General features: G+C 62.4%; 11 protein-coding genes. 8 read left to right on the top strand and 3 right to left on the bottom strand.

Annotated features, from left to right (window positions below; translation table 11 throughout):
* Window positions 1-2: 2 nt before the first annotated feature.
* The gene (locus tag ACIP02_RS15320) at window positions 3-821 is read right to left on the bottom strand and encodes a pyruvate, water dikinase regulatory protein (RefSeq protein WP_012271263.1); all 819 of its coding nucleotides are present in this window, start codon (window positions 819-821) and stop codon (window positions 3-5) included.
* Between the two features lie 191 nt (window positions 822-1,012).
* Here ACIP02_RS15320 and ppsA point away from each other — a divergent pair, with 191 nt between their 5' ends.
* The 8 genes from ppsA (at window position 1,013) to ACIP02_RS15280 (ending at window position 9,251) form a co-directional block, all read left to right on the top strand.
* Complete coding sequence (gene ppsA, locus ACIP02_RS15315; RefSeq protein ID WP_400617608.1) at window positions 1,013-3,388, top strand: phosphoenolpyruvate synthase; 2,376 nt, start codon at window positions 1,013-1,015, stop codon at window positions 3,386-3,388.
* A gap of 102 nt (window positions 3,389-3,490) precedes the next feature.
* Complete coding sequence (locus ACIP02_RS15310) at window positions 3,491-4,483, top strand: alpha/beta fold hydrolase (RefSeq protein ID WP_400617607.1); 993 nt, start codon at window positions 3,491-3,493, stop codon at window positions 4,481-4,483.
* A gap of 207 nt (window positions 4,484-4,690) precedes the next feature.
* The gene (gene rraA, locus ACIP02_RS15305) at window positions 4,691-5,182 is read left to right on the top strand and encodes a ribonuclease E activity regulator RraA (RefSeq protein ID WP_400617606.1); all 492 of its coding nucleotides are present in this window, start codon (window positions 4,691-4,693) and stop codon (window positions 5,180-5,182) included.
* A gap of 27 nt (window positions 5,183-5,209) precedes the next feature.
* Entirely contained in the window at window positions 5,210-6,205 is a 996-nt protein-coding gene (locus ACIP02_RS15300) for a zinc transporter ZntB (protein ID WP_400617605.1), read from the top strand.
* Window positions 6,206-6,325: 120 nt separating this feature from the next.
* A complete protein-coding gene (locus ACIP02_RS15295; protein WP_028697557.1) occupies window positions 6,326-6,598 on the top strand; it encodes a hypothetical protein in 273 nt (90 codons plus the stop codon).
* Window positions 6,599-6,600: 2 nt separating this feature from the next.
* Window positions 6,601-7,425 (top strand): mechanosensitive ion channel family protein, encoded by an 825-nt coding sequence (locus tag ACIP02_RS15290; RefSeq protein ID WP_004376138.1) that lies wholly within the window; start codon window positions 6,601-6,603, stop codon window positions 7,423-7,425.
* A gap of 113 nt (window positions 7,426-7,538) precedes the next feature.
* Window positions 7,539-8,105 carry an RNA polymerase sigma factor SigX gene (gene sigX, locus ACIP02_RS15285; protein ID WP_016500791.1) on the top strand — a complete coding sequence of 189 codons (567 nt, stop codon included), beginning with the start codon at window positions 7,539-7,541 and terminating at the stop codon, window positions 8,103-8,105.
* 111 nt (window positions 8,106-8,216) lie between these two features.
* Window positions 8,217-9,251 carry an OmpA family protein gene (locus ACIP02_RS15280; protein WP_400617604.1) on the top strand — a complete coding sequence of 345 codons (1,035 nt, stop codon included), beginning with the start codon at window positions 8,217-8,219 and terminating at the stop codon, window positions 9,249-9,251.
* A 206-nt stretch (window positions 9,252-9,457) separates the two neighbouring features.
* Here ACIP02_RS15280 and ACIP02_RS15275 read toward each other — a convergent pair whose 3' ends face one another.
* Both ACIP02_RS15275 and ACIP02_RS15270 read right to left on the bottom strand, forming a co-directional pair.
* The gene (locus ACIP02_RS15275; RefSeq protein ID WP_400617603.1) at window positions 9,458-11,128 is read right to left on the bottom strand and encodes a protein kinase; all 1,671 of its coding nucleotides are present in this window, start codon (window positions 11,126-11,128) and stop codon (window positions 9,458-9,460) included.
* A gap of 9 nt (window positions 11,129-11,137) precedes the next feature.
* Window positions 11,138-12,349: a nitrate/nitrite transporter gene (locus ACIP02_RS15270; protein WP_400617602.1), complete on the bottom strand. Its 1,212-nt coding sequence runs from the start codon at window positions 12,347-12,349 to the stop codon at window positions 11,138-11,140.
* Between the last annotated feature and the right edge of the window lie 52 nt (window positions 12,350-12,401).

Raw genomic sequence — 12,401 nt, 5'->3', positions numbered from 1 at the left:
GCTTACTTGAACCTGCGCTCCACCCCTTTCTCCACCAGAATCTTCGCCGAAATCTCCTCCACCGAAAAATGCGTGGAATTGATGTTGGGAATGTTCTCCCGCCGGAACAGGCTTTCCACCTCGCGCACCTCGAACTCGCACTGGGCAAAACTCGAATAACGGCTGTTGGGCTTGCGCTCGTGGCGGATGGCCGTCAGGCGGTCAGGGTCGATGGTCAGCCCGAACAGCTTGTTGTGGTGCTTTTTCAGCACCGCCGGCAGCTGCAGGCGCTCCATGTCGTCTTCGGTCAGCGGGTAGTTGGCGGCGCGGATGCCAAACTGCATGGCCATGTACAGGCAGGTTGGGGTCTTGCCGCAACGCGACACACCCACCAGGATCAGGTCGGCCTTGTCGTAGTAATGGGTGCGCGCGCCGTCGTCGTTGTCGAGGGCGAAGTTCACCGCCTCGATGCGCTCCATGTAGTTGGAGTTGCCGCCAATCGAGTGCGATTTGCCGACGGAATACGACGAATGGGCGGTCAATTCCTGCTCGAGCGGGGATAAAAACGAAGAAAAGATGTCGATCATGAACCCGTTCGACGTGGCCAGGATCTCGCGGATGTCCTGGTTGACGATGGTGTCGAAGATGATCGGGCGCACCCCGTCGCGCTCGGCCGCAGCGTTGATTTGCTGGACCATGGTTCGCGCCTTGTCGGGTGAATCGATGTACGGACGGGTGAATTTGTTGAACGGAATGCTCTCGAATTGCGCGAGCAGACTCTGGCCCAGGGTTTCGGCAGTGATACCGGTGCCGTCGGAGATGAAGAACGCGGTTCGTTTCATTTGCGATCTGGGCCTTAAGCTGATGAAGATTCTTGGATATGATAAGTTCGGTTTGCCGAATGCGGCTGTCGTCATTCTGCCACATTTGCAAAGCCTATTTTCCAGGTACAGGCCACAAACGCCCGGCCAAGTCATAGAAGACAGGCGGGCGCCTTTTGAGCTTTTCCAACACAGTTAGTGGAGAGATCACCTTGGTAGAGTACGTAGTTTCCCTCGATAAGCTCGGCGTCCATGATGTAGAGCATGTGGGGGGCAAGAACGCATCCCTGGGCGAGATGATCAGTAACCTCGCAGGTGCCGGGGTGTCCGTGCCGGGCGGCTTTGCCACCACGGCGCAGGCGTACCGTGACTTTCTCGAGCAGAGTGGCCTGAACGACAAGATTCACGCCGCGCTCGACGCGCTGGACGTGGATGACATCAATGCCCTGACCAAGACCGGCGCGCAGATCCGTCAGTGGGTCATGGAAGCCGAATTCCCGGCACGTCTGGATTCGGAAATCCGTACGGCGTTCGCCGAAATGGCCGCCGGCAACGACAACATGGCCGTTGCCGTGCGCTCCTCGGCTACCGCCGAAGACCTGCCGGACGCCTCGTTCGCCGGTCAGCAGGAAACCTTCCTCAATATCCGTGGCGTCGATAACGTGATCCGCGCGGCCAAGGAAGTGTTCGCCTCGCTGTTCAACGACCGCGCCATCGCCTACCGCGTGCACCAGGGCTTCGACCACAAGCTGGTGGCACTGTCTGCCGGCGTACAGCGCATGGTCCGCTCGGAAACCGGCACCGCCGGCGTCATGTTCACCCTCGACACCGAGTCGGGCTTCCGCGACGTGGTGTTCATCACCGGCGCCTACGGCCTGGGCGAAACCGTGGTGCAGGGTGCGGTCAACCCTGACGAATTCTACGTGCACAAGAACACCCTGCAGGCCGGCCGCCCTGCCATCCTGCGCCGCAACCTGGGCAGCAAGGCGATCAAGATGGTCTATGGCGACGAAGCCAAGGCCGGCCGTTCGGTCAAGACCGTCGAAGTCGACCGCGCCGAGCGCGCACGCTTCTGCCTCAGCGATGCCGAGGTCAGCGAACTGGCCAAGCAAGCAATGATCATCGAGCAGCACTACCAGCGGCCGATGGACATCGAGTGGGCCAAGGACGGTGACGACGGCAAGCTGTACATCGTCCAGGCCCGCCCTGAGACCGTGAAGAGCCGTTCCAGCGCCAATGTCATGGAGCGCTACCTGCTGAAGGAAAAGGGCACCGTGCTGGTCGAAGGCCGTGCCATCGGCCAGCGCATCGGCGCCGGCAAGGTCCGCGTGATCAACGACGTATCGGAAATGGACAAGGTCCAGCCGGGCGACGTGCTGGTATCCGACATGACCGACCCGGACTGGGAACCGGTCATGAAGCGCGCCAGCGCCATCGTCACCAACCGTGGCGGGCGTACCTGCCACGCCTCGATCATCGCCCGTGAGCTGGGTATCCCGGCCGTGGTCGGTTGCGGCAACGCCACCCAGATACTCAAGGACGGCCAGGGCGTGACTGTTTCCTGCGCCGAAGGCGATACCGGTTTCATCTTCGAAGGTGAACTGGGCTTCGACGTCAAGCAGAACTCGGTCGATGCCATGCCCGAGCTGCCGTTCAAGATCATGATGAACGTCGGTAACCCGGACCGCGCCTTCGACTTTGCCCAACTGCCGAACGAAGGTGTTGGCCTCGCGCGCCTGGAATTCATCATCAACCGCATGATCGGCGTGCACCCCAAGGCGCTGCTGAACTACGCCGGCCTGCCAGCCGACCTGAAAGACAGCGTCGACAAGCGCATTGCCGGCTACAGCGACCCGGTCGGCTTCTACGTCGAGAAACTGGTCGAAGGCATCAGCACCCTGGCAGCCGCCTTCTACCCGAAAAAGGTCATCGTGCGCCTGTCGGACTTCAAGTCCAACGAGTACGCCAACCTGATCGGCGGCAAGCTGTACGAGCCCGAAGAAGAAAACCCGATGCTGGGCTTCCGCGGCGCTTCGCGCTACATCAGCGAATCGTTCCGTGACTGCTTCGAGCTCGAGTGCCGTGCGCTGAAACGTGTGCGCAACGAGATGGGCCTGACCAACGTCGAGATCATGGTGCCGTTCGTACGCACCCTGGGCGAAGCCAGCCAGGTTGTCGACCTGCTGGCTGAAAACGGCCTGGCCCGCGGCGACAACGGCCTGCGCGTGATCATGATGTGCGAGCTGCCGTCCAACGCCATCCTCGCCGAAGAGTTCCTGGAGTACTTCGACGGCTTCTCGATCGGCTCCAACGACCTGACCCAGTTGACCCTGGGCCTGGACCGTGACTCGGGCATCATCGCGCACCTGTTCGACGAGCGAAATCCCGCGGTGAAGAAGCTGCTGGCCAACGCCATTGCCGCGTGCAACAAGGCCGGCAAGTACATCGGCATCTGCGGCCAAGGCCCATCGGACCACCCGGACCTGGCCAAGTGGCTGATGGAACAGGGCATCGAAAGCGTGTCGCTGAACCCGGACTCGGTACTCGAAACCTGGTTCTTCCTGGCCGAAGGCCAAGGCGCGGCCTGACGCAGTAAAAATGCGGAGGGACGTCTGGCGTACCCCCGCCTGGTTTTTTCCAGGGCGAGCTCCAGCAATGGATCCCGCCTTTTTTGTGCACCAAGCAACCTTATGCAAAGCAGCAGCACTTTATTTCCCGTGGCCTTGCTCAGTGCCGAGCGCCGCGGTGACCTCAGCGAAGACGTGTACCGGATCAAGGCCGGCAACAGCCCTGACCCCAGCGTCGAGTTGGCCGTGACCCGCCTAGGGCTGGCTGACCAACGCCAGCCCCAGGGCGTGCCGGTCATTCTTCTGCACGGCAGTTTTTCCAACCGGCGTTTCTGGTATTCGCCCAAAGGCGTCGGCCTTGGCGCCTACCTGGCGCGCGCTGGTTTCGATGTGTGGATCCCGGAAATGCGCGGCCACGGCCTGTCGCCGCGCAACCTTGCCTGGAAGCACAACAGCGTAGCCGCCTATGCCCGGGAGGACCTGCCCCTGATCAATGCCTTTGTGCGCGAGCAGTCGGGCCAGGCGCCGCACTGGGTTGGCCACTCACTGGGGGGCACGACCCTGGCTGCAGCGCTGGGCGGTGGCTTCCTGGAGGCTGATCAAGTCGCCAGCGTGGCGCTGTTCGGTACACAGATCAGCCGCGTGTACTGGCCGTTGAAAGTACCGCCGCTGGCCTGGGGCGCGAAGCTGGTGCTCAAGCGCTGGGGGCAGATTTCCGGGCCTCGCTTCAAGCGTGGGCCGGAGGACGAGCCGATTGGCCTGGCCCTTGAAAGCATGCGCTGGCATGGCCTGTTCGGGCGCTTTGGCGACAAGAAGCACGACTGGTGGGCCGGGCTGGCCGAGGTCGATGTGCCGCTGCTGGCGGTGGCTGGCGCGGGCGATTTCCAAGACCCGGTGTGGGCCTGTCGCAAGCTGTTCGAACAGTTTGGGGGCGAGCGCAAGCAGTTCCTGCGGCTGGGGCGTGAAGAAGGTTTCGAGGCTTTCGGGCATGTCGACATGCTGGTGAGCAAGGCTGCGCAGGTGCAGGTGTGGCCACTGGTTGAGCGCTGGCTGCGTAATCCGCTGCTGGCGGTGCATGCGTCCACTGTGGCTGTGGAAGCTGTGCCTGCCAGTTGAGTTGATTGCGCCTGTGCGGGCCTCTTCGCGGCTAAAGCCGCTCCTACAATGAGAGGACGGCGCGTGCCGTTGTAGGAGCGGCTTTAGCCGCGAAAGGGCCGGCACAGACAAAACACATATGACCACCCGGTCCGGGATGACTGCAACGGCCTCCAAGGTGTAGCCTTGGCCGATACCCGCTTTCGTTGTGACTGACAGGAGCTTCCCATGCAGCATTACGTAACGCCCGACCTGTGTGACGCCTACCCGGACCTGGTACAAGTGCTGGAGCCGATGTTCAGCAACTTCGGTGGCCGCGACTCGTTCGGCGGCCAGATCGTCACCATCAAGTGCTTTGAAGACAACTCGCTGGTCAAGGAGCAGGTCGAACTCGATGGCAAGGGCAAGGTGCTGGTGGTCGATGGCGGTGGTTCGCTGCGCCGGGCCCTGCTGGGCGACATGCTCGCCGAAAAGGCTGCCAAAAATGGCTGGGAAGGCCTGGTGATCTATGGCTGTGTGCGTGACGTCGACGTGCTGATCCAGACCGACGTCGGCGTGCAGGCCTTGGCCAGCCACCCGATGAAGACCGACAAACGCGGCATCGGCGACCTTAACGTGGCAGTGACCTTCGCCGGCGTCACCTTCCGCCCGGGCGAATATGTGTATGCCGACAACAATGGCGTACTGGTTTCGCCAAGCCTGCTGAAAATGCCGGAGTGATGCGCCGCACGCGCTGATGGAGCTTTGATGTTCGAGGAAGACAACGCGCAGTGGGGGCTGGTGCATGCCCTGGTGCTCGATGGCAAAGGTGGCGCGCGCTCGATTGCCCGTACCGAACTGGACGACCTGCAACTGCAACCGGAGCAGAGCCTGTGGCTGCACTGGGACCGCAGTCATCCGCAAACCCGCACCTGGCTGCTGCACGACAGCGGCCTGAGCGAGTTCGCCTGCGAGCTGCTGCTGGAAGAAAACACCCGTCCGCGCCTGCTGCCCATGGCCGAGGAGCAGCTGTTGCTGTTTCTGCGCGGGGTCAACCTCAACCCGGGCGCCGAGCCCGAAGACATGGTTTCGGTGCGTATCTTTGCCGAGGCGCAGCGGGTGATCTCGCTGCGCCTGCGGCCGTTGCGCGCCAGTGACGAAATACTCCAGCAGCTGGAGCAGGGCAGGGGGCCGAAATCGGCGTCCGAGCTGTTGCTGCTGATGGGCGAGCTGCTGACCGAAAAGGTCCAGGGCCTGGTCAGTGACCTGGCCGAGCTGGTCGACCTGGAGGAAGAAAAGGTCGAATCCGACGAACGGTATACGCCGGAGCACGGCAGCCTGCAGCAGATTCGCCGTCGCGCCGCCGGCTTGCGCCGCTTCCTGGCCCCGCAGCGGGAAATCTACGCCCAGTTGTCGCGCAGCAAGTGGAGCTGGTTCGCCAATGCCGATGCCGATTACTGGAACGAGTTGAACAACAGCCTGATCCGCTACCTCGAAGAGCTGGAGCTGACCCGTGAGCGTGCCGCGCTGGTGCTGGAAAGCGAAGACCGGCGGCGCAGCGAGCGGATGAACCGCACCATGTACCGCTTTGGCATCATCACCTGCATCTTCTTGCCGATGAGCTTCATTACCGGGCTGCTGGGCATCAATGTCGGCGGCATCCCCGGGGCGGAAAACCCCTTGGGCTTCCTGTTTGCCTGCATAGTCGTGCTGGGGTTGGCAGTGGGGCAGTGGTGGTTGTTCCGGCGGTTGCGGTGGGTATAGGCATGTATTGCCTGCCCGCGAAGAAGCCAGCGCGCACTCAATTCGAAACATTCGTCCCAACGCGATGTGTGACCCATCGCCCGGCCATCTCGTCTCTGACTGACACTGCGCGAGGTGCCCATGCACGATCCGTTTGAAGAATCCCTGCGCGACCTGCTCAAGGCATCACCCTCCGGCAACGACCGGGACGACCGGGACGACGCCGCTTGCCTGGGTCGTGTACTGAAAACCGCCAACCGTCAGGTGGGCGCAGGTGATCTGTTCAGCTTGCTTGGCCGCTGGTGCCAGGCGCTGCTGATCGCCGTGAACAATGGCTCGGCGCATGTCGCGCCGGTGCGTCGACACTCTTCCCGCAACGCTGCCAGCGGCAGCAAAGCAGATAAGGCCGATTGAATATGGAACTCGATCTCTGGACCCAGAGCCTGGTCACCGCAATGACCGCCCTTTGGACCAAGGTAGCGAACTTCATCCCTAACCTGTTCGGCGCGCTGGTCGTGGTGCTGCTCGGTTTCGTGGTGGCCAAGCTACTCGACACGCTGTTGTCCAAGCTGTTGGCCAAGTTTGGCCTGGACCGCCTGATGGCCGGCACCGGCCTGACCAAGATGCTCGGCCGGGTTGGCATCCAGGTGCCGATCTCGACCCTGATCGGCAAGATCGTCTACTGGTTCGTGCTGCTCATCTTCCTGGTTTCGGCGGCTGAATCGCTGGGCCTTGAGCGGGTATCGGCGACCCTTGACATGCTCGCCCTGTACCTGCCCAAAGTGTTCGGCGCAGCGCTGGTGCTGTTGGCCGGCGTGCTACTGGCGCAGGTGGCCAACGGCCTGGTGCGCGGTGCTGCCGAAGGCATCGGCCTGGAATATTCGGCGGGCCTCGGGCGTATCACCCAGGGCCTGGTGATCATCATCAGTATCTCGGTCGCCATCAGCCAGCTGGAGGTGAAAACCGACCTGCTGAACCACGTGATCGTGATCGGGCTGATTACCGTTGGTCTGGCCGTTGCCCTGGCCATGGGCCTGGGTAGCCGCGAAATCGCCGGGCAAATCCTGGCGGGCATCTATGTGCGCGAGCTGTATCAGGTCGGCCAGCAGGTGCGGATTGGAGAGGTTGAAGGGCACATCGAAGAGATCGGAACGGTGAAGACCACGCTGCTGACAGATGATGGCGAACTGGTATCGCTTTCCAACCGCGAGTTGCTTGAGCAGCGTGTCAATAGCCGCTAACCGCACAAAAGCTGTTAATGTATGCCGCCGCGAAATTCGACCCACGGGGTCGCGCGGCGACATTGACCTGACTGTCGGCCAGATCCGTTTTGAATAAAGTTCATTCGCCGCCCATGCGTTATGACCCCCGCGAGCTCACCGACGAAGAGTTGGTGGCGCGTTCGCATGAGGAGCTGTACCACGTTACCCGTGCCTATGAGGAGCTCATGCGGCGCTACCAGCGGACCCTGTTCAACGTCTGTGCGCGTTATCTGGGGAACGACCGTGACGCGGACGATGTCTGTCAGGAAGTGATGCTGAAAGTGCTGTACGGGCTGAAGAACTTCGAGGGTAAATCCAAGTTCAAGACCTGGCTCTACAGCATCACCTACAACGAGTGCATTACCCAGTATCGCAAGGAGCGCCGTAAGCGCCGGTTGATGGATGCCTTGAGTCTGGACCCTATAGAAGAGGCGTCCGAAGACAAGGCCCCGAAACCGGAAGAAAAAGGCGGGCTGGACAAATGGCTGGTGCATGTGAACCCGATTGACCGGGAAATCCTGGTGCTGCGTTTTGTCGCAGAACTGGAATTTCAGGAAATTGCCGACATCATGCACATGGGCCTGAGCGCGACGAAAATGCGCTACAAGCGCGCGCTAGACAAGCTTCGGGAGAAATTTGCAGGCCTGGATGAAACTTAGTGGCGTGCAAATATCTCTAACGGATCGGCGAGTTCTGCTAGACTTGCCGTCGAGTTGTCCCCCTTGTTTGTGGTGGGACTGCTTAACTATCACCAGATGGGGATTTAACGGATGAAATTGAAAAACACCTTGGGCTTGGCCATTGGTTCGCTCGTAGCCGCCACTTCGATTGGCGCTATGGCACAAGGTCAAGGCGCCGTCGAGACTGAAATCTTCTACAAGAAAGAATTCTTCGACAGCCAGCGCGACTTCAAGAACGACGGCAACCTGTTCGGCGGTTCGATCGGTTACTTCCTGACCGACGACGTTGAACTGCGTCTGGGCTACGACGAAGTGCACAACGCTCGTGGCGAAGACGGCAAGAACATCAAGGGCTCGAACACCGCCCTGGACGCCGTTTACCACTTCAACAACCCGTACGACGCCATCCGTCCGTACGTATCTGCTGGTTTCTCGCACCAGTCGCTGGGCCAGACCGGCCGTGGCGGTCGTGACCACTCCACCTTCGCCAACGTTGGCGCTGGCGCCAAGTGGTACATCACCGACATGTTCTACGCCCGTGCCGGCGTAGAAGCTCAGTACAACATCGACCAGGGCGACACCGAGTGGGCGCCAAGCGTTGGTGTTGGTCTGAACTTCGGCGGTAGCCCGAAGCAAGCCGCAGCCGCTCCAGCTCCAGTTGCTGAAGTCTGCTCCGACTCCGACAACGATGGCGTGTGCGACAACGTCGACAAGTGCCCAGACACCCCGGCCAACGTTACCGTTGACGCCGACGGCTGCCCGGCTGTTGCCGAAGTCGTTCGTGTTGAGCTGGACGTCAAGTTCGACTTCGACAAGTCGGTCGTCAAGCCAAACAGCTACGGCGACATCAAAAACCTGGCTGACTTCATGAAGCAGTACCCACAAACCACTACCGTGGTTGAAGGTCACACTGACTCCGTGGGTCCAGACGCTTACAACCAGAAGCTGTCCGAGCGTCGTGCCAACGCTGTCAAGCAAGTCCTGACCCAGCAGTACGGCGTAGAATCCAGCCGTGTTGACTCGGTTGGCTACGGCGAAACCCGTCCGGTTGCTGACAACGCCACCGAAGAAGGTCGCGCTGTTAACCGTCGCGTTGAAGCGCAGGTTGAAGCTCAGTCCAAGTAATTGGCCTGAAGTTTCACGGAAAACCCGGCCTCGGCCGGGTTTTTCTTTGCCTTGGATTTGTGTTTCCTGTGCAGGCCTATTCGCGGGTAAACCCGCTCCCACAGGTTCAACTTGTCCCCTGGATTGAGCAGTTCAGGGTCACCAGGGCCGGCACAGACCCGCCACACTTTTGCATGTATCAGGGTTTCCTCATCGGCAAGCTGCAGTCAGCCCTTTAGCAGGGTGAGCAGTAATATCAGGTTGAGTAGCAGGGACAGCAGGGCCAGGGTGCGCCACACCTTCAGCGGCTCGCGCTCCAGCAATGGCCGTGAACGGCTAGGCAGTTCCTGACGGTCGCCGCGCTCGAGCAGCAGCAACCAGTGTTCGGCCGTTTCGAAGCGCTGCGCCGGGTCGGCAGCCACGGCTTGTTGCAGGTTGTGCTGCAACCATTCCGCCAGGTCGGGCCGGTAGCGTGCGGGGTTGACCGGCTGGCCGAAGCGCGGGCGCTGGAAGGCCTCCACTTCGCCATACGGGTAGTGCCCGGTCAGCAGTTGGTACAGCGTCACACCCACGGCATACAGGTCCTGGCGCGGGCAGGGCGGGTGGCCGTCGAACGCTTCAGGGGCAATGTACGAAGGTGTGCCGGGCAGGTCGTGCAGCGGGTCTTCGGACAGGCCAGGGCAGTAGGCCACACCAAAATCCAGCACGCGCAACTGGCCATCGCGGCCCAGGTGCAGGTTGTCTGGCTTGATGTCGCGGTGCAGCAGGTTACGCCGGTGCAACACCCCGACTGCCTGCAGCAACTGCCGGGCGATTTCCAGCCATTGGGGCAGCGGCAAGGGGCCGTTTTCGGCCAGCAGCGCCGCCAGGCTTTGGCCGGGGTATTCTCGCATCACGTAGTACAACTGCTGGCGCTGGCTGCAGGCGTGCAGCTCGGGGAAGTGCCGGCCGGCGACACGGCGCAAGAACCACTCTTCCAGCAACAGCCCTTGTGCAGCACCAGGCTCTTGCTCGCGGGCAGGTGGCAGGGTCTTGAGCAGCCATGCCTGGCCTTGCTCATCGCGCACCTGGTACAGCAGGGCCTGGCGGCTGTGTGCATGCAGTTTTTCTACCTGCCAGCCGTCGATTACCTCGCCTTCTCGCAGCGGCTGGGGCACCGGCCAGTGCTGCAGTTGTGCCAGGGTGTCGCCGAGGTTGCTCGTGCCCAGTTGCTCGACCTGCACCAGCAAGGCGCTGGCGTTGTCCTGGCTACCCTTAAGGTGCGCGCTGGCAACCAAAGTGTCAGCGGCCAGTTGCAGGTCGGGTTGCTCGCGCAGCACCGCCTGGATATGCCGGTCGCCCAGGCTGGCCCAGACGCCGTCGCTGAGCAGCAGATAACATTCGCCTGGCTGCAGCTCGCCTTCCAGGTAATCCACCAGCAGGTGCTGGTCCAGGCCCAATGCGCGCTTCAGCACATGCTGCATGCCCGGTTGGTCCCACACATGGTCTTCACTCAGGCATTGCAGGTGCCCGGCGTGCCAGCGGTACACCCGGCAGTCGCCCACGTGGGCCAGGGTAAAGCGCCGGCCGCGCAGCACCAGCGCGCTAAGCGTGGTCAATAACGGCTGGCCACTGCCCTGGGCGCGCAGCCAGCGGTTCTGTGCCAGCAGCAGGCGGTCGAGGGCCTGGGCCACGCTCCAGGTGGCCGGGGTGGCGTAGTAATCCAGCGCCAGCGCCTGCAGGCTGGCACGCGCCGCCAGGCCACCGTCGGCACACTGGCTGACACCGTCGGCCAGGGCGAACAGGTAGCCTTTGCTGGCCGCCAGCTCCGGCGTCGGGGTGACCAGGCGCAGGGCGTCCTGGTTTTCCGCGCGCGGCCCGGTGGCGCTGGCCTGGGCAAAGCTCAGTTGCAGGCTCATCGGTGTGCCTCAGACCCGCGCTGCAGTGACTGCAGCCGAGCCCCAGGTAGTGCGCCAGCGCAGTTTCACGCCATGCAGGCCGAACCAGGCCAGCAGGCCCAGGCTGGCAAACAGCCACAGCCCCAGTTGGTAATCGCCAGTGTGCTGCTTGATGGTGCCCAGCCCGGCCGCCAGCAGGAAGCCGCCGATGCCGCCGGCCATGCCGATCAGACCGGTCATTACCCCGATCTCCTGGCGGAAGCGCTGCGGTACCAGCTGGAACACCGCGCCATTGCCGGCACCCAGACCGAGCATGGCACTGACGAACAGTGCCAGGGCCGCCGCTGCAGACGGCAGGTTGAAGCCGACTGCGGCAATGCAGATGGCTGCCACGCTGTACATGCCCAGCAGGGTGCGGATACCGCCGAAGCGGTCGGCCAGGGCGCCGCCGATCGGGCGCATCAGGCTGCCGGCGAACACGCAGGCTGCGGTGTAGTAACCGGCGGTGATCGGGCTCAGGCCGTACTGGTCGCTGAAGTAACCGGGCAGGGCGCTGGCCAGACCGATGAAGCCGCCGAACGTGACGCTGTAGAAGAACATGAACCACCAGCTGTCGCGGTCGCCCAGTGCCTTGAGGTAGTCGGCCATGGCCTTTGGCTTGGGCCGTTGCGGGGCATTGCGCGCCAGCAGGGCGAACACCACCAGTGCCAGTGACAGCGGGATCAGCGCGAAGCCGAACACATTGCTCCAGCCAAAGCCGGCTGCCAGTGCCGGCGCCAGCAAGGCGGCGAATACCGTGCCGGAATTGCCGGCGCCGGCGATGCCCATGGCCTTGCCCTGGTGCTGGGGCGGGTACCATTGCGAGGCCAGCGGCAGCGACACGGCGAATGAGGCACCGGCGAAGCCGAGGAAAACGCCTAGCAGCAATGCTTGTTCATAGCTGTTCACGCCCAGGTGCCAGGCAGCGGCCAGGGCGATGATGACGACTAGCTGGCCGATCAGCCCGGCGGTCTTGGGTGACAGGCGGTCGACCAGCACGCCCATGGCAAAGCGCAGGATCGCCCCGGCCAGGATAGGCATCGCCACCATCAGGCCCCGTTGTTGTGCACTCAGTTGCAGGTCGGCGGCAATCTGCACCGCCAGCGGGCCCAGCAGGTACCAGACCATGAAGCTGAGGTCGAAGTACAGGAACGCGGCGAACAGCGTGGGCACATGCCCGGATTTCCAGAAGCTGGTACTCATCGAACACCTCACTCGGCAATGCAACGGAACGAAAAAGACGCCGCCACCCGCT

Origin of the sequence: Pseudomonas sp. NPDC089408 (genome assembly GCF_044749445.1) — a bacterium.
Classification (GTDB): Bacteria; Pseudomonadota; Gammaproteobacteria; order Pseudomonadales; family Pseudomonadaceae; genus Aquipseudomonas.
The sequence above is the reverse complement of the archived record's forward strand: the minus strand, read 5'-3'. Positions and strand labels throughout refer to the sequence as shown.

Coding starts and splice junctions, on each gene's coding strand:
- ACIP02_RS15320 (WP_012271263.1), bottom strand. CDS start 821: ATGAAACGAACCGCGTTCTTCATCTCCGACGGCACCGGTATCACTGCC.
- ACIP02_RS15310 (WP_400617607.1), top strand. CDS start 3,491: ATGCAAAGCAGCAGCACTTTATTTCCCGTGGCCTTGCTCAGTGCCGAG.
- rraA (WP_400617606.1), top strand. CDS start 4,691: ATGCAGCATTACGTAACGCCCGACCTGTGTGACGCCTACCCGGACCTG.
- ACIP02_RS15300 (WP_400617605.1), top strand. CDS start 5,210: ATGTTCGAGGAAGACAACGCGCAGTGGGGGCTGGTGCATGCCCTGGTG.
- ACIP02_RS15295 (WP_028697557.1), top strand. CDS start 6,326: ATGCACGATCCGTTTGAAGAATCCCTGCGCGACCTGCTCAAGGCATCA.
- ACIP02_RS15290 (WP_004376138.1), top strand. CDS start 6,601: ATGGAACTCGATCTCTGGACCCAGAGCCTGGTCACCGCAATGACCGCC.
- sigX (WP_016500791.1), top strand. CDS start 7,539: ATGCGTTATGACCCCCGCGAGCTCACCGACGAAGAGTTGGTGGCGCGT.
- ACIP02_RS15280 (WP_400617604.1), top strand. CDS start 8,217: ATGAAATTGAAAAACACCTTGGGCTTGGCCATTGGTTCGCTCGTAGCC.
- ACIP02_RS15275 (WP_400617603.1), bottom strand. CDS start 11,128: ATGAGCCTGCAACTGAGCTTTGCCCAGGCCAGCGCCACCGGGCCGCGC.
- ACIP02_RS15270 (WP_400617602.1), bottom strand. CDS start 12,349: ATGAGTACCAGCTTCTGGAAATCCGGGCATGTGCCCACGCTGTTCGCC.